This window comes from Streptomyces amakusaensis, from assembly GCF_039532665.1.
GTDB classification, from domain to species: Bacteria; Actinomycetota; Actinomycetes; order Streptomycetales; family Streptomycetaceae; genus Streptomyces; species Streptomyces amakusaensis.
The window spans coordinates 39,994-56,958 of the sequence record NZ_BAAASB010000027.1; the positions used below are offsets into that span (position 1 = coordinate 39,994).

Sequence of the window (16,965 nt, forward strand, 5' to 3'; positions counted from 1 at the left end):
AGGGGCGGATCTCAGCCGCCGATCCGCCAGTACAGCTCGGGGTCGGGAACCGTCCCGCAGGGCGTGAGCCCCGGCCGGGGGCTGCGGTAGCGGTCCTGGTTCCACCGGGGGAAGGTGCGGTCCTCCTGGTGGAGGCAGCGGTCCCCGGTCCCGGCGATCCGCCAGGCCGACCGCTTCCAGGAGCCGTCGGGCCACGGCAGCCGCCGCCACTTCTGGTCCGCCCGGGACGCCTCGCACCGGAGCAGGAGGACACCGGTGCGGACGGCGGTCAGACAGTACGCGCCGTGCGCCCGGGGTCTGATCGAACCGTCGCCGCCGAAGCCCCACCGCTGGGCCCCGGTGCCGTCGCAGCCCGCGATCCCGACCGACCAGGACGGGGGCGCGGAACCCCGTACCCCGAGGCACTGCTCCGGGTTCCTGCCGGTGAACGCCGTCGTCCGCCCGATGTCCCCCATGATCTCGCCGGGCCGGGGATCGCGGTGGCGCTGCTCGTACTGGCGCAGCACCCACGCGGCGTGGTCGTGCGGAAGGGGCTTGGTGTAGAGGGACTCGTCCACGCACACCCGCTCCCGGGGGCACTGCCGCTCGGCGTCGTACCAGCGGGCGATCCGCTCCTTCGCGGCCTGCTGGGACGGGGTGAGATTCACCGCCAGCGGGGTCATCGTGTAGGCGAGATAGGCCCTCGGCTCCACCCCGGCGCGGTAGGCGGCCTTGCGGAGATAGCGGGCCCCGATGCCGTGGTCGGCGTGGTCGACCCGCCCGTCGAGCCCGAAGGCGAACGACGCGTTGTCGTGGTCGAGGGTGAGGACGCGCCGGGCCCCGCTGAGGCGGATCAGCGAGGTCAGCGTCGTCAGCAGTTCTTTCTCGTCGTAGCCCTCACCACGCTGGAACAGCGAGATCTCCCGCCGGTCGCCGGTGAACAGCCGCAGCATGCTGTCCTTCTGGCCCCCCTTGGGCATGCCGTCGTGCAGCCTCATGAAGGTCAGCCGCACCTCCGCGCCGGGCTTCCGCCCGGCCAGGGTGAACGACTGGACCACCCGGCCGCCGGTCACCACATCGGCCGGCGTCCAGCGGTCGGCCGCCCCCGCCATCTCCGCGTACGCCTTGCGGACGCCGTTGGCCCGGTTCCGCGCGTAGTTGCGGGCCTCCAGCGGATTGCGCTCCCCGTCGTCCCCTGCGGTGAGATAGACGGTGGTGAGGGCGCAGCCGGCCCGGACGGTCCGCTCGATCTCCGGGTTGACGAAGAAGAGGTCGTCGTCCGGGTGGGCGACGCCCACCAGGGTGCGCCGGCAGCCGGGCGGATCCTTCGGGAAGGCGGCGGCCCGCGAGGCCGGGGGCTCGCCGCTGCCGACGGGCGGCGGCGGCGAGCCCGCCGGAGCGCAGGAAGCCGCCGTCACCGCGCAGAGCAGCAGCGCCGCCAGGGCCGCGGCGCAGCGGCTCAGCCGCTCACCGCCGCCCGCTTTCGCCATGAATGCCGCCTTTCACCGCCATTCTTCACCGTTCATGGCGGATCAGCGGTATTTCCCTGCCGCTGGGGCCTGTCCTACACCTCCACCAGCAGCTCGTCCACACCCCGGATGACATAGCCGGGGTTCCACGCCGGCTCCCCCGTCAGCCGCATCGCCGGGGCCGACCTCAGCAGCTCGCCGAAGGAGGCCAGCAGCTCGATCCGGGCCAGCGGCGCGCCCAGGCAGAAGTGAATGCCCGCCCCGAAGGTGATGTGGGGGTTGTCGGCGCGGCCGAGGACGAGGGCGTCCGGGTCGGTGAAGCGCGCCGGGTCGCGGTTGGCGGAGCCGAAGAGCAGGGCGAGTTCCGAGCCGCGCGGGACGAGCGTGCCGCCGATCTCGATGTCGTCGAGGACCCAGCGCTCGAACATCTGGAGCGGGGTGTCGAAGCGCATCAGCTCCTCCACCGCCGTGGGCAGGAGGGAGTGGTCGGCGCGCAGCTCGGCGAGCTGCTCGGGGTGGCGGAAGAGGGTCCACCAGCCGTTGGCGGTGGTGTTGACGGTGGCTTCGTGGCCGGCGTTGAGCAGCAGCACACAGGTGGAGATCATCTCCTGCTCGCTCAGCCGGTCGCCCTCGTCGTGGGCGGCGATGAGGGCGGAGATCAGATCCTCGCCGGGCGACCTTCTGCGCTCGGCGATCAGCGTCCGCAGATAGTCGGAGAACTCCACCGACGCCGTCACCGCCCGGCGCGCGGTCTCCTCGGAGGGGTTCAGCTCGAACATTCCGCAGATATCGGCCGACCAGGGCCGCAGCAGGCCCCGGTCGCCCTCCGGGACGCCCAGCATCTCGGCGATGACCGCCACCGGCAGCGGCTCGGCGACATCGGCGAGCAGATCGCCGCCGCCCTCCTTCACCACCTTCGCGACCAGTTCGGCGGCGAGCCGCCGTACGGTCGGCTCCAGCGCGGCCACCGTCCTCGGGGTGAACGCCTTGGTGATCAGCCGCCGGATCCTGGTGTGGTCCGGGGCCTCCAGATCAAGGATGCCGTGGTCGTTGAGGGTGTGGAACGGCTCGTGGGCGGCGGGCGGCGGGGTGCGGCCGAACTCCTCGTGGGTGAAACGGTGCAGATAGGTCCGCCCCAGCCTGCGGTCCCGCAGCAGCGCGGAGACATCCTCGTAGTGCGGTACGAGCCACTGCCGGGTCGGCTCGAACCAGTGCACCCGCCCCTCGGCCCGGAGCCGCTCATACGCGGGGTACGGATTCGCCACGAAGGCGGGCGACCAAGGTTCGAAAAGTGCGCTCATAGCGGGACGTTAACGCTCGTGCACCTCGCTGACCAGAGCGGAACAGCAAGCTCCACCCGCTTGTGACCTGCGGCTATCGAGTGTTTATCCCGGAGTGACCAACCGTGCCTCATAAGCGAAGACCGCCGCCTGGGTGCGGTCCCGCAGCCCCAGCTTCACCAGCACCCGGCTCACATGCGTCTTGATGGTGGACTCCGCGACCACCAGATGCGAGGCGATCTCCATGTTGGACAGCCCCTGGGCTATCAGCACCAGTACCTCCGTCTCCCGCTCGGTCAGCTCCCCGACCCGGGCGGCGGAAGCCACCCTGGGCACGGTGCTGAGCTTGGAGAACTCGGTGATCAGCCGGCGGGTCACGGTCGGCGCGAGCAGCGCCTCGCCCGCCGCCACCACCCGTACGCCGTCGGCGAGCTGCCGCGCGGAGGCGTCCTTGAGCAGAAAGCCCGAGGCCCCCGCGCGCAGCGCCTGATAGACGTACTCGTCCAGATCGAAGGTGGTCAGCACCAGCACCTTGGAACCACTGTCGGCGGCGACGATCTCACGGGTGGCCTCGATGCCGTTCAGCTCCGGCATCCGGATGTCCATCAGCACCACGTCGGGCCGCAGCTCGGCCACCTTGACGACGGCCTCGCGGCCGTTGACCGCCTCGCCGACGACCTCGATGTCCGGCATCGCGTTCAGCAGTACGGAGAATCCCTCGCGGACCATCATCTGGTCGTCCACGATCATTACCCGGATCGTCATACCGGCTCCTCCGCGTTCAGGGCGACGGGAAGGAAGACGGCGACCTCGTAGCCGCCGTCCTCGGTGTCGAGCGCGGTCATCTCGCCGCCCAGCATCGACACCCGCTCCCGCATCCCGGTGATGCCGTGCCCCGCTCCCGGCGACGGCTTGACCAGGCCCTTGGCGGCGGTGTTCACGACCCGCAGCCCGAGCCCGCCGAGAACATAGCTGACCTCGACCTTCGCCGAAGAACCCGGGGCGTGCCGCAGGGCGTTGCTCAGCGCCTCCTGGATGATCCGGTACGCCGACAGCTCGACGCCCTGCGGAAGGGTCCGCACCGATCCGGTGACGGTCTTCTCCACCTCGAGGCCCGCCTCGCGGACGTTGTCGAGGAGACGGCCCAGATCGCCGAGGACGGGCTGCGGGGCGTCGGGGGCCTCGTAGTCCTCCGCGCGGACGACGCCGAGGATCCGGCGCAGCTCGGTCAGGGCGGCGACCGCGTTCTCGCGGATGGTGGCGAACGCCTTCTCCAGCTCGGGCGGCGGGTTCTCCACCCGGTAGGGCGCGGCCTCGGCCTGGATCGCGACCACGGACATGTGGTGGGCGACCACGTCGTGCAGCTCGCGGGCGATGGTGGTGCGCTCCTCCAGCAGGGTGCGGCGGTCGCGCTCCACGGCGGTGACGGACTGCTGGACGGCGACCTCCACCCTGGCCTCGCGGCGTACGTGCACCACGGTGGTGGCGAGCAGCAGCAGGGCGGCGCAGAAGAGCAGCGGCACGGAGTTGCTCCCGTACCCGGCCCAGTCGAAGAACAGCTCGAAGAGCATCGCGTAGGCGGCGGTCAGCACCCACATCCAGACGGCGGTGCGCGGCCGGGTCCGCAGCGCCACCACCGTCAGCACCGCCAGATGCGCGACGAAGCCGGGCGGTGTCCACGGCCACATGTCCGCGTAGGGCATGAGCGCCATGATGAGCGGGGTGGCGGCCATCGAGGCCCAGAACGCGGCGACCGGGCGGAGCAGCGTCATCGCCACGACGGCCCCGTAGGCCAGGGCGAACAGCGGCATGAGCGCGCCGTTCCGGATCGACGCGGCGGCCCCCATCATGATGAACGCCGCCACCGTGAGCACGGCGGCGTGCGGGGCCCGGACCGCGTGCCCGCGTATCCGCTCCGGGAGCCGGCGGATCAGCGACCCGTCGGGGCGCAGCGGGGGCAGCGGGCGGTAGGCGAAGGCGTCGTGGAAGAGGTCCTGGCGGAGGCCGCTCAGGGCCCCGGAGGCCAGCCGGTACTCAGGGCTTCGGGTCTTCTCGGTCACGCCCCAAACGGTACGGGCGGGTACGGACGCGGTCGTCCCGCTGGCTGCGGATACCGCCGCGTCCGTCCTGAGGACTACGTGTAGGTCACACGTCGCCCTTGGCCGCGTCGGCGGTGAAGACGCCCGCGTGCTCCTTCGCCCACTCGGCGAAGGTGCGCGCCGGGCGGCCGGTGACCCGCTCGACGGTGTCGACGACGGTACGGCCCACCGGCGGGGTGTCGCGGTAGACCATCAGCAGGAAGTCGACGACCTCCTCGGACTGTCCGGCCGCCCGCCAGCGGGCGACGGCCTCCTCCTCGGTCAGCTCCACCAGCCGAATGGCCCCGCCGCGCGCGGCGGCCAGCGTCTCCGTCTTGTCCGCGATCGTCAGCACCTGCGGCCCGGTGATCACATACTCCTGTCCGCCGTGGCCGTCCTCGGTGAGGGCGACGGCGGCGACCGCGCCGATGTCCCCCTCGTGGACCATGGCGCTGAGCCGGTCGGTGAACGGCTCGCGGACCTCGCCGTCGGTACGGACGGACTCGGCCCACTCCAGGGCGTTCGACATGAACTCGACCGGCATCAGCACCGTCCACCCGAACTCACTGGCGCGGACCGCGTCCTCCAGCGGGGTGGGGCCGCCGCCGTGCAGCACGGTGATCCGGCGGACGCCCGCCTCGCGGGCCAGCTCCAGAATGCGCGGGCCGGTCTCCAGCGGGGTGAAGTACGGCCCGCCGAAGGTGATCAGATGGAGTCCCGTGACGCCCTGGAGGGCGGCGGCGAGGGACTCGGGGTCGGTGAGGTCGCCGCGTACGGTCTCCACCCCGGCGGGGAGGTCCGCACGCGCGGGGTCACGGGTGAGGGCGCGTACCGAGTGGCCTCGGTCCAGCAGTTCGCGGACAAGCCGGCGGCCGACGGTTCCGGTTGCTCCGGTGACGAGATGAGTCATGGGAACACCGTAGAAAGCCTTACGGTCAGCCGCTGTCCTCAATCCGTCTGTCTCACCAGGCGAGCTGGGCGATCTCCTCGGCGACCACCGCGCAGGCGTCCGCCGCCGGGTCGATCAGCGCGAAGTGCCCGATCTCCTCCAGCAGGGTCAGCCCGACGGTCTCCCCGGCCCTGGCTGCGGCGTCGACGAACGACTCGGCGAGCGTGTGCGGCACGGTGATGTCCGCCCGCCCCTGCACCAGGGCGGTGGCGATCCCGGTGGGCAGCAGCACGGCCGGGTCGCTGTGCGCCCGCCGCTCGGCGAGCAGTCCGTCGCCGCCGCCCTCCCCCACCAGGAACTGGCGCACCGCGCCGCCGCAGCCGTCCAGTTCCACGGCGAGCGCCAGATCGGCGAGCGGGGCGAGCGCGACCACCCCGCGCAGCGGCGGCGGCGCGGGCAGCCGCCAGGGGGACCCGGCGGGCAGCACATGCCGGGCGGCGGCCCACAGCGCGAGCTGACCGCCCGCCGAGTGGCCGCTCAGCACGGTCCGCGAGGCGTCGGCCGCCGGCAGCGCCTCGCGGGCGAGCGCGGGCAGTGCGTCCAGCACGGCGGCCACATCGTCGAAGGTCTCCGGCCAGCGCCCGGCGACCGGCCCGGACCCGCCCTGCTGGGGCAGGTCCCGGCCGCGCCGGTACTCCACATTGGCGACCGCGAGACCGCGCCGGGCCAGGAAGTCCGCGAACGGGGTGACATGCCGCCGGTCGTACCGGGCCCGCCAGGCCCCGCCGTGCAGCAGGACGACGAGCGGCACGCCCTCCCGGCCGTCGCGCGGCGCGTAGAAGTCGACGAGCTGATCGGGATGATCGCCGTACGCGATGGAGGCGTCCGGAGCCACCGCCGGGTGCGAGAAGACCGACTCGGCCTCGGCGGTGTCACGGGCGACAGGGTCCGGCATGCGGGTCAACCTTCCCGGGAAGTCGCGGAATTGGCCGCGGGCCCCGGAAGGGCGACCCGCGGAAATGATCTGATCAGCGGGGACGCTATCAGTACCCCCCGCCGGCCGATCCCAACCCCGGCTCAGGCCCTCGGCACTTCGGCGAGCACCTCCCCGAGCGTTGCCGCCGCCCGCCGGACGTCCTCGAATCCGGTGTACAGGGGCGTAAACCCAAAACGCAGCACGTCGGGCCCGCGCAGATCCCCGACGACCCCGCGCCCGGCGAGCCGCTCCATCACGGCGGGAGCCTCGGCGCAGCGCAGCGCGATCTGGCTGCCCCGGGCCTCGTGCGCGACCGGGGTCAGTGAACTCACCCTGGAATCAACCCCGTTGAGACCACCCTCCGTGTACGCCTCCGCGCACCGGAGGAAGAAGTCGGTCAGGGCCAGACTCTTCGCCCGTACGGAGTCCATGCCGACCCCGTCCCAGACGTCCAGCGCCGCGTCCAGCGCCAGCAGGGAGAGGATGTCCGGCGTCCCCACCCGCCCGCGCGCCGCGCCGCCGGCCGGGGTGTAGCGGTGGTCCATCGCGAACGGGTCCGCGTGCGAGTTCCACCCCGGCAGCGGGGACTCGAACGCCTCCTGGTGGCGCTCGGCGACGTACAGATACGCGGGTGAACCGGGCCCGCCGTTCAGATACTTGTAGGTGCAGCCCACCGCGAGGTCGACCCCGTGGGCGTCCAGGCCCACGGGCAGCGCGCCCGCGCTGTGGCACAGGTCCCAGACGGCGATCGCGCCCGCCTCGTGGACGGCGGCGGTCAGCGCGGGCAGATCGTGCAGCCGGCCGCTGCGGTAGTCCACATGGTTGAGGAGGACGACGGCGGTGGCCGGGCCGAGCGCGGCGGACAGCTCCCGGGGGTCGGCGCGGACGATCCGGCGGCCCGTCATCCGGGCCGCCGACTCGGCGACATAGCCGTCCGTGGGGAAGGTGGCGGCGTCCACCACGATGTCCGTACGGCTCTCGTCCGCGCTCAGCCGGACCCCGGCGACCACGGCCTTGAACACATTGACACTGGTGGAGTCCCCGACCACGATCTGCCCCGGCCCCGCCCCGACCAGCGGCGCGATCCGGTCGCCGATCCGCTCGGGCGCGTCCCACCAGCCGCTCTCGCGCCAGGAGTGGATCCGCAGTTCGCCCCACTGGCGGGCGACGACATCGGCGAGACGGGCGGGGACATGGGCGGGGAGCGCGCCGAGCGAGTTCCCGTCGAGATAGACCCCGCCGTCCAGGACGAACAGCTCGCGCAGCGGGGCGAGCGGATCGGCGGCGTCCAGCGCGGCGGCGTCGCGGACCAGTCCGTCAGCGTCCGTCATCCGGTGGTCAGACATGGCTGCGGGCCGTCCACAGCTCGGGGAAGACGTTCTTCACGGCGCGCTTCTCCAGCCAGGCCACCCCGGCGGAGCCCCCGGTGCCCGTCTTGGAGCCCATGGCCCGCCGGGTCGCCACCAGATGGTCGTTGCGCCAGCGCCACACCAGCTCGCCGACGTCCGTGAGCGCCTCCCCGAGCCGGATCAGCTCCTCGTGCCGCCCGGGCTCCGCGTACACCCCGGCCCAGATCCGCTCCACGACCGCGTCCGGCTCGTACCTCAGCGCCGGATCGCGCCGCAGCACCTCCTGCGGTACGGGCAGCCCGCGCCGCGACAGCAGACTCAGCACCTCGTCGTACAGGCTGGGCTCGTGCAGCGCCTTCTCCAGCTCGGCGTGGACCCGGGGCGCGCCCCGGTGCGGCACCAGCATCGACGCGGACTTCTCGCCGAGCAGGAACTCCATCCGCCGGTACATCGCCGACTGGAAGCCCGAGCCCTCGCCGAGCGCGCCCCGGTACGCGTTGAACTGGGCGGGCGTCAGCTGGCCGAGCGGCTTCCAGGAGGCGTTCAGCGCCTCCAGCTCGCGCACCGACCGCTTGAGCGCGTCCACCGCCGCCGGGATCCGGTCCTCGCGCAGGGCGCGGCCGGCGGTCTCCCACTCATGGACGATCACCGTGAACCACAGCTCCATGACCTGGGTGGTGACCAGGAAGACCATCTCGCCCGGGTCCTTCGACCTCGGGTGCTGAAGATGGGTCAGCACATCGGCCTGGACGTAGTCCTCGTAGGGCGTGGTCCCCGCGAAGTCCAGATTCGGGGTCGCGTCATGTGACATCGCTGTCTCCTCGACGTGTCCGGGTAGCGGTCCGCCCCTTCCTGTCCGGTGTGGGAGCCCCGGTCCCCAATCGCATCATAAGCCGGGGCCCGTGCCCCCTCCACGCGTCTGCGCGAAAGGGGCACGGGCCCCGCCGTCCACCGCTTCCGATCAGCCGAGCGTGGCCGCCGCCGTCTCGGAGGAGTCCCGCAGGAACGTCGAGCACCGCTCGTACTCGGCCTGCTCACCGATGGCCCCGGCGGCCCGCGCCAGCGCGTGCAGCGCCCGCAGGAATCCCCGGTTCGGCTCGTGCTCCCACGGCACGGGCCCGTGGCCCTTCCATCCACTGCGCCGCAGCGCGTCCAGCCCCCGGTGGTACCCGGTGCGGGCGTACGCGTACGACTCCACCACACTGCCCCGCTCGTACGCCTCGTCCGCGAGCAGCGCCCACGCCAGCGACGACGTCGGGAACTTCGCGGCGACCTCGGCCGCCGAGGCCCCGGCCGCCAGCAGCTCACGCGGCTCGGCCTCGTCCGGCAGATGCGTGGGCGCCGGTCCCCCCAGAAGATTCTCGTGGATACCCATGCCCCCAGTCTCCCAGGTCCCGGCAGGCGCACCTGCGCGCCTCACACCTTCTCCAGGGGCGGCGCCCCCACCCCGCAGTTCACCCTGCACTCCGGGCGCGGACCCGCCCGCTCCGGCCGCCGTACCCACCCGGCCGCGATCAGCGCCCCCAGCACCAGCACCCCCGCGCACATCGGCATCGCCCGCTTGAACGTCGCGCCGAACTCCGCCGCCGAGCGGTACGCCTCCGGGCCCATGCCGGCCAGCAGCGGCAGCGCCGCCACCGCGAGGAGACCCGCCGCGCGGGCCGCCGCGTTGTTGACCCCGCTGGCGATGCCCGCGCGGGCGGTGTCCACGGACGCGAGGACGGTCGCGGTGAGCGGGGCGACCAGGGTCACCATGCCCAGGCCCATCACCAGCAGCGCGGGCAGGACGTCCGCCACGTACGAGGGGCGCTCCCCCACCCGCAGCATCAGCAGCATCCCGGCGGCGCACAGCAGCGGCCCCACGGTCAGCGGGATCCGGGGCCCGATGCGCTCCGCGAGCGCGCCCGAGCGGGCCGAGAAGAGCAGCATCAGCACGGTGGTCGGCAGCAGCGCCACCCCGGCCTGGAGCGGGGAGTAGCCGGAGACCACCTGGAGCTGGAGCGCCACCAGGAAGAAGAAGCCGCCGAACGCCGCGTACACACAGAGCGTCACCAGATTGACGGCGGTGAACAGCCGCGAGCGGAAGATCGACAGCGGCAGCATCGGATCCGGCCGCCGCCGCTCCACCGCGATGAACACCGCCCCGACCACCACCCCCGCCGCCCCCGCCCACCAGGCGGGCGCGATCAGCGCGTAGGTGACCAGCGTCAGCGCCGCCGCGCCGAGGACCGCGCCGAGGATGTCGAAGCCCTTGCCGTGCGCCCGGGGATCCCTCGACTCCGGTACGTGACGCAGCGCGACCGGCACACAGAGCGCCGCGAGCGGCACATTGATCAGAAAGACCCACCGCCACCCCGGCCCGTCGACCAGCCACCCCCCGACGAACGGCCCGACCGCCGCCCCGACCCCGCCAAGCCCCGACCAGAGCCCCACCGCCCGCGACCGGTCGTCCGGATGAAAACTCGCCTGGATCAGCGCCAGCGACCCCGGCGTGAGCAGCGCCCCGCCGATCCCCTGAAAGGCCCGCGCCAGCACCAGCGTCTCCCCGCTCGGCGCGATCCCGCACAGCAGCGACCCCACCGCGAACCACACCACCCCGACGACGAACACCTTCCGCCGCCCGTACCGGTCGCCGAGCGCCCCGCCCAGCAGGATCAGCCCGGCCAGGGAGAGCATGTACGCGTTCACGGTCCACTGGAGGACCGCCATGTCCGCGTTGAGGTCCTCGCCGATGCGCGGCAGCGCCACATTGACCACGGTCGAGTCCAGCAGCGCCATGGTCGACCCGAGCACGGTGGTGAGCACCACCCACCGCCCGGTCGCCGTACCCAGCCTGATGTCCCCGGGAGCCTCGCCCATACCGGGATCATCCCCCCGATCACGGCCCGCCGCTCGCGGGGCCGGGCGGGGGCTCAGACGCCGAGCAGCTCCGAGACGTCGAGAGTGATCTCGGACGTGCCCTCGGCCCCGACGGAGGCGGGCAGGGTGATCCGCTGCCCCGGGGCGTACACCTGGTGGTTCTCGTAGACGACGCCCACCGGGTCGGTCAGGACGTGGATCCGGCCGTGCTCGCGGTTGACGATCAAGTAGACCGGGATCTTGGCCTCGGCGTAGGCGTTGACCTTGCCGCGGAGATCGTTGTTGTAGTTGCTGGACGTCACTTCCACGACGAGGTGAACGATCACCGGGTCGAAGCATCCGTGCTCAACGACATGATCACGGAAGTCTGCGTCCACCACCGCGAGATCAGGGATCGCATAGTCCGACGGCCCACTCGGCAGCCAGATGCCGACGCTTTGATGCACCCTGGTCTCTTTGCCGTGCAGCCCGGCGGCGATAAAAGGGACCATGAGGTCCGTCAAGATATCGGCGTGATCGCCGTCCGCAGATGGGGACACGGTGATGATGCCTCCGATGATCTCGACGCGATGCCCCTCCTCCATGAGACGGTCCGCCGCCTCAAGGAGGGACTCGGGCTCGCTGTCACAGGGGTGCTCGACTGCTGCGGCAGACATATGAACCTCCTGATGGCTGATGTCGAGAACATCATCGTAGGACGGCGGGCCCGTATGTGTCCCACAGCGACTCGTCCACCCGTACGAGTGAGGCCCGGCGTCCACCAGGGACACCGGGCCTCATCAGGGGCGATCTACGCGACTACTTCAGCTTCGTGCCCGCCGAGCGCAGCGCGCCGCACGCCTCGGTGACGCGGGCGGCCATGCCGGCCTCGGCGAGCTTGCCCCAGGTGCGGGGGTCGTAGGTCTTCTTGTCGCCGACCTCGCCGTCGACCTTGAGGACGCGGTCGTAGTTGGTGAACATGTGGGCGGCGACGGGACGCGTGAAGGCGTACTGGGTGTCGGTGTCGAGGTTCATCTTCACGACGCCGTTCTCCAGCGCGGTGGCGATCTCCTCGGCGGTGGAGCCGGAGCCTCCGTGGAAGACGAAGTCGAACGGGTCGGCCTTGCCGTACCGCTCGCTCACGCCCTGCTGGAGGTCCTTGAGCAGCTCCGGGCGGAGGACGACATTGCCCGGCTTGTAGACACCGTGGACGTTGCCGAAGGAGGCGGCCAGCAGGTAGCGGCCCTTCTCACCCAGGCCGAGGGCCTCGGCGGTGCGCAGGGCGTCGTCGACGGTGGTGTACAGCTCGTCGTTGATCTCGTGCGTGACACCGTCCTCCTCGCCGCCGGTCGGGGTGATCTCGACCTCAAGGATGATCTTGGCGGCGGCGGCCTGCGCCAGCAGCTCCTGGCCGATGGAGAGGTTGTCGGCGAGGTTCTCGGCGGAGCCGTCCCACATGTGGGACTGGAAGAGCGGGTTCTCACCACGGGCGACGCGCTCGGCGGAGACCGCGAGCAGCGGGCGGACATAGCCGTCCAGCTTGTCCTTGGGGCAGTGGTCCGTGTGGAGCGCGACGGTGATGTCGTACTTGGCGGCGACGATGTGCGCGAACTCGGCCAGGGCGACCGCGCCGGTGACCATGTCCTTGCTGTACTGGCCGCCCAGGAACTCGGCTCCGCCGGTGGAGATCTGGATGATGCCGTCGCTCTCGGCCTCCGCGAAGCCGCGCAGCGCCGCGTGGAGGGTCTGGGAGGAGGTCACGTTGATGGCCGGGTAGGCGAACTTTCCTGCCTTCGCCCGGTCGAGCATCTCGTTGTAGACCTCGGGGGTTGCGATGGGCATGTCCGCTCCTTGTTATGTGCGGTGTGCGATAGGTACTGGCCCTGACCTTGGGGCGACGTCATCGTCAGCCCTCATCTTTCCAGACTCGGCCCAGGACTCCACCACGGCCGGTCCCCCGCCGTGCGCACGGAGCGCCAAACAAGCCCCCGACCTTGCGTCACCGCAGGTCAGGGGCTTGTCGAGGTCAAAGGAGGCTCAGGAAGGCCCCAGGGGGCTCAGGAAAGGCCCAGCTCGTCCAGGGAGTACGCGTACAGATACGGCACCCCCGCCGTCTGGCTGATCTTCTCCCCGGCGCCGGTGGCCCGGTCCACGATCGTCGCGACCGCGACGACCACGCCGCCGGCCGCGCGCACGGCCTCGACGGCGGTGAGCGGGGAGCCGCCGGTGGTGGAGGTGTCCTCCACGACCAGGCAGCGGCGGCCCTTGATGTCCGGGCCCTCCACCTGGCGCTGCATGCCGTGGGCCTTGGCCGCCTTCCGTACGACGAAGGCGTCCACCCGCCGGCCGCGCGCGGCCGACGCGTGCAGGACCGAGGTCGCCACCGGGTCGGCGCCGAGGGTGAGCCCGCCGACGCAGTCGTAGTCGAGATCGGCGGTCAGCTCGGTCATGACCTGGCCGACCAGCGGAGCGGCCGCGCCGTCGAGCGTGATCCGGCGCAGATCCACGTAGTAGTCGGCCTCAAGACCCGAGGAGAGGGTCACCTTGCCGTGCACCACGGCCTTGTCCTTGATCTGCTGGAGCAGCTCAGCGCGTACATCACTCATGGCTCCGAGCTTAGGGCCTGTCGTTTCCCAGCCGACGCCAGCTCCAGGTGGTCGAGATCTCCAGCGGGTCGATCGGGGTGACGAGACGCGGCAGGGTGTTGAGGCCGTTCGGCGGGCCGGACTGGGGTTCCACACAGATCGCCTCGGTCTGCTCGTCGTAGATCACGACCCACTCGGCGCGGCTGGTGACGGTCAGCTCCAGCAGTCCGGGCCAGGTGAGGGTGACCGCGACCCCGTCGGGCATGCCGAAGCAGTCGTCCCAGGGGCCCGGGAGCGGCGGGATCCGCCGGCCGGTCGGCAGATGGTCCTCGCCCCGCTCCTCCTGCCACTGCGGCTCGAAGGCGATCTCCGCCGCGCCGCTGCCGAGGTCGCGCCGGAACCAGGGGTGCCAGCCCGCCTGGGCGGGGAAGGAGTCGCCGTGGGTCTCGACGCCCAGGGTGAGGGTGAGCGAGTCCGCCGCCAGCTCGAAGAGCTGGGTGACGCGCCCGCCGTACGGCCAGGGCTCGCCGAGTTCGCGGGTGAAGGCCGCCTCGGCCGGGCCGCTGCGGGCGGTGCGCCAGGGGAGGTCGCGGACGGTGCCGTGGATGGCGTGCGGTGCGGCGTTCAGCGGCAGTTGGTGGACCTCGCCGCCGTTGCGGAACCGTCCGTTCTCGGTCCGGCCGCACCAGGGGGCCATCGGGAAGGAGCCGTACCGCTCGCCCTGGCGCAGCAGTTCGACACCGCCGACGGTCAGGCTCTCGATCCGGCAGCCGGCTTTCGGGTTCACGGTCAACTCGACGTCGGACGAGGCCAGACGGACGTTCTCTTCGCTGCTGCTCACCCCACGACAGTACTGGTACGGGTGATCATTTCCGGCGGCGCAGCGCCCGGCCGACGACGACGGCCGACGCGAGGGCGAGGGCGGCGGCGGGCGCGACCCAGCGCAGCGGCAGGCCGGTGGCGGTCGCGTCGGGCGCGGGGACGGGGGCGTAACGGCCGCGCGGCGGGGCGTGGTCGACCTCTTCGGCGCTGCGTCCGATCATGGTGCGGCGGGCGTGGGCGGCCTCGGCCGGCAGGGCATCGGGCAGCTCCTCGGGCAGCTCCTCGGAGAACTTGGAGAGGTCCGCCAGCCCCTCCAGGTCGTCCAGCTCGGAGGCGCCGCCGAACCCGTCGGCATCGGTGTCGGCGTCGGCGTCGGCGGAGAGCGAGGACGGCGGTACGGGGGTGTCGAAGACGGAGGCCGTCCCGTCCTCGCCCTCGTCCCCGTCCTCCCCGGTGATGCCCAGCCGTTCGGCGTCCGCGCCGCTCACCGGCCCCGGGCCCTCGAAGCCGGGCGGTTCGGCCTCCCCGGCGGTCCCTCTGGCGGCCTCCTCGGCGAGCCGCTCGCCGAGCCGGTCGAGCAGCCGGTGGGCGGTCTCCTCCCGGGCCCCGGCCGACAGCTCGGCGAGCCGCCCGGCCGGTTCGGCGGAGCCGGTGACGCTCAGATTCGTACCGCCGTCGGCCTCGGTGAGACGGATCGTCAGCGTCACCCGTACCGTGCCGCCGCCGCGCGCCTCCGTGCCCTCGCCCTCGGCGGTGAAGCCGCCGTCGCGCTCCAGCAGGCGCAGAGCGCCCCGGTAGGTGATCGAGTGGCCGCCGACGCGGACCTTGAGCCGGCCGGAGAGCGGGCCCGCCGTGCCGTCGGCGTCCTGTTGCAGGCCGTGGACGCAGCGGGCGACCCGCGCGGGGTCCCTGAGCACCTGTCGGACGGTCTCAGCGGGTACCGGAACGAACACCTCATGGTCCATGGGAATCGAGCGTACCCAGCGGGCCCGCGCACGTCTGCGTCTGTGTGTCCGCCGTGTGTCCGTGTATCGGTTGTCAGTCCGGATAGCGGGGCTGTACCAGCGTCGAGGGCCGCAGCCCCCGCACTCTGGTGCGCTCCGCGCCCCAGCCGTTCGCGGCGAGGGACGCCCGGGTCAGCGTCCGGGGCGGGGGGCCGTCGGGGTCGAGGCCGAGCGGTGGGCGCGAGCCGCGCGCGGCGAGCAGAAAGCCCCAGTCGCCCGGGGTCGCGGACTCGCCCGCCGCGCGGCTGTCCGTGCCGCCGGCGAGCCGGGAGCCCCGGCCGGTGACCCGGTAGGGGCTGGTGCCGAACCCGGCGGCGCGCAGGGTGGCGTCGACCGTCCAGTAGGTGCGCGGGCGGGAGCCCGGCGATCCGGCGTGCACCGCCAGCCGGCCGCCGTCGGCGAGCGCGGCGGTGATCAGCCCGTAGAACTCCTGCGAGTAGAACTTGGCGCTCTGGGTGATCCCGGGGTCGGGGAGATCCACGATCACCACGTCCCAGAGACCGCGCGGGGCGCGCAGCCAGCTGAAGGCGTCGGAGGTCACCACCCGGATCCGGTGGTCCTGGTGGGCCCGCCCGTTGAGCGCGGCGAGCGCCGGGTCGGAGCGGGCGAGACGGACGACGCCCGGGTCCAGCTCCACGACGGTCACCGAGGCGGTGTCGGGGTGGCGCAGCGCCTCGCGGGCGGCGAGTCCGTCGCCGCCGCCGAGGATCAGCACCCGCTCGTGCCGGCCGAGCATCGCGGGGTGGACGAGGGCCTCGTGGTAGCGGCGCTCGTCGCGGGAGCTGACCCAGAGGCGGCCGTCGAGGAAGAGGTCGAGCGGGCCCTCCCGGTCGCCGGTGATCACCACTTCCTGGACCTCGGTCTGGACGGCGACCCGCACCCGGTCCCCGTAGACCGCCGCGCGCGCGGCCCGCTCGAAGTCGTCCACGAGGACGGTGGCGGTGCCGAGCACGGCGAGGACGGCCGCGTTGGCGACGATCAGCCAGGCGCGGGAGCGCCGGGTGAGGTCGCGGCGGAAGAGCCAGAGGACGAGCAGCCCGCCCGCGACCGCGTTGACCGCGCCGGTCAGCAGTCCGCTGGTGAGCTGGCCGAGCCAGGGCAGCAGCAGAAAGGGGAAGGCGAGCCCGCCGACGAGCGCGCCCACGTAGTCGGCGGCGAAGAGATCGGCGACCGTGCCCTCGACGTCCTGCCGGGAGACGCGCTGGATCAGGGACATCAGCAGCGGCAGTTCGGCCCCGATGAGCACCCCGATGATGAGCGAGAAGGCGACCAGGACGGTCTGGGACTCGCCCACCCAGGCGAAGGAGGCGTACAGCGCCATCGCCGAGCAGCCGCCGATCAGCGCCAGCGACAGCTCCAGCAGCCCGAAGCCGACGGCGGCCCGGCAGCGCAGCCGCTTGGCCAGCAGCGAGCCGACGCCCATGGCGAAGACCATCACCGACAGCACGACGGAGGCCTGGGTGACCGAGTCGCCGATGAGATAGGAGGCGAGGGCGACCAGCTCCAGCTCGTACACCAGTCCACAGGCCGCGCAGACGAAGACGACCAGCAGCACGAGGAACCGGCCCGCCGCCGGGCGTACCGGCAACCGCACCGGGCCCGGGGGCGGTGACAGTTGCTCCGTACGGTCGATCATGCAGTAACGCTACGTCACGTTTGGCGTGCGAACTGTCACCCACACGTGTGCACCTGCGCC

Annotated in this window: 16 protein-coding genes; all 16 read right to left on the reverse strand. The window is 72.3% G+C overall.

The window, feature by feature from the left end; genetic code table 11:
- Positions 1-11 precede the first annotated feature (11 nt).
- Entirely contained in the window at positions 12-1,469 is a 1,458-nt protein-coding gene (locus ABD371_RS32325; RefSeq protein WP_344485079.1) for a ricin-type beta-trefoil lectin domain protein, read from the reverse strand.
- A 74-nt stretch (positions 1,470-1,543) separates the two neighbouring features.
- Positions 1,544-2,749, reverse strand: a complete 1,206-nt coding sequence (locus tag ABD371_RS32330) for a cytochrome P450 (RefSeq protein ID WP_344485082.1) — start codon at positions 2,747-2,749, stop codon at positions 1,544-1,546.
- An 84-nt stretch (positions 2,750-2,833) separates the two neighbouring features.
- Positions 2,834-3,493 (reverse strand): response regulator, encoded by a 660-nt coding sequence (locus ABD371_RS32335; protein ID WP_344485085.1) that lies wholly within the window; start codon positions 3,491-3,493, stop codon positions 2,834-2,836.
- Positions 3,490-4,788, reverse strand: a complete 1,299-nt coding sequence (locus ABD371_RS32340; protein WP_344485088.1) for a sensor histidine kinase — start codon at positions 4,786-4,788, stop codon at positions 3,490-3,492. Before ABD371_RS32340 ends, ABD371_RS32335 begins: the two co-directional genes overlap by 4 nt.
- A gap of 85 nt (positions 4,789-4,873) precedes the next feature.
- Positions 4,874-5,716, reverse strand: a complete 843-nt coding sequence (locus ABD371_RS32345) for an NAD(P)H-binding protein (RefSeq protein ID WP_344485091.1) — start codon at positions 5,714-5,716, stop codon at positions 4,874-4,876.
- A gap of 52 nt (positions 5,717-5,768) precedes the next feature.
- The gene (locus ABD371_RS32350; RefSeq protein ID WP_344485094.1) at positions 5,769-6,650 is read right to left on the reverse strand and encodes an alpha/beta hydrolase family protein; all 882 of its coding nucleotides are present in this window, start codon (positions 6,648-6,650) and stop codon (positions 5,769-5,771) included.
- Positions 6,651-6,772: 122 nt separating this feature from the next.
- Positions 6,773-8,002 carry a kynureninase gene (gene kynU / locus ABD371_RS32355; RefSeq protein ID WP_344485097.1) on the reverse strand — a complete coding sequence of 410 codons (1,230 nt, stop codon included), beginning with the start codon at positions 8,000-8,002 and terminating at the stop codon, positions 6,773-6,775.
- Positions 8,003-8,009: 7 nt separating this feature from the next.
- The gene (locus ABD371_RS32360) at positions 8,010-8,831 is read right to left on the reverse strand and encodes a tryptophan 2,3-dioxygenase family protein (protein ID WP_344485100.1); all 822 of its coding nucleotides are present in this window, start codon (positions 8,829-8,831) and stop codon (positions 8,010-8,012) included.
- A 150-nt stretch (positions 8,832-8,981) separates the two neighbouring features.
- On the reverse strand, positions 8,982-9,395 hold the full coding sequence (locus ABD371_RS32365) for a DUF3151 domain-containing protein (RefSeq protein ID WP_190120940.1): 414 nt from the start codon (positions 9,393-9,395) through the stop codon (positions 8,982-8,984).
- Between the two features lie 41 nt (positions 9,396-9,436).
- The gene (locus ABD371_RS32370; protein ID WP_344485104.1) at positions 9,437-10,879 is read right to left on the reverse strand and encodes an MFS transporter; all 1,443 of its coding nucleotides are present in this window, start codon (positions 10,877-10,879) and stop codon (positions 9,437-9,439) included.
- A 53-nt stretch (positions 10,880-10,932) separates the two neighbouring features.
- Positions 10,933-11,535 (reverse strand): Uma2 family endonuclease, encoded by a 603-nt coding sequence (locus ABD371_RS32375; protein ID WP_344485107.1) that lies wholly within the window; start codon positions 11,533-11,535, stop codon positions 10,933-10,935.
- 142 nt (positions 11,536-11,677) lie between these two features.
- A complete protein-coding gene (fbaA, locus tag ABD371_RS32380) occupies positions 11,678-12,700 on the reverse strand; it encodes a class II fructose-bisphosphate aldolase (RefSeq protein WP_344485110.1) in 1,023 nt (340 codons plus the stop codon).
- A 215-nt stretch (positions 12,701-12,915) separates the two neighbouring features.
- Entirely contained in the window at positions 12,916-13,464 is a 549-nt protein-coding gene (gene pyrE, locus ABD371_RS32385) for an orotate phosphoribosyltransferase (RefSeq protein ID WP_344485113.1), read from the reverse strand.
- A 10-nt stretch (positions 13,465-13,474) separates the two neighbouring features.
- A complete protein-coding gene (locus ABD371_RS32390) occupies positions 13,475-14,284 on the reverse strand; it encodes an aldose epimerase family protein (protein ID WP_344485116.1) in 810 nt (269 codons plus the stop codon).
- Between the two features lie 25 nt (positions 14,285-14,309).
- Entirely contained in the window at positions 14,310-15,230 is a 921-nt protein-coding gene (locus ABD371_RS32395; RefSeq protein WP_344485119.1) for an SRPBCC family protein, read from the reverse strand.
- Positions 15,231-15,303: 73 nt separating this feature from the next.
- Complete coding sequence (locus tag ABD371_RS32400) at positions 15,304-16,905, reverse strand: polyamine aminopropyltransferase (RefSeq protein ID WP_344485122.1); 1,602 nt, start codon at positions 16,903-16,905, stop codon at positions 15,304-15,306.
- Positions 16,906-16,965: the final 60 nt, after the last annotated feature.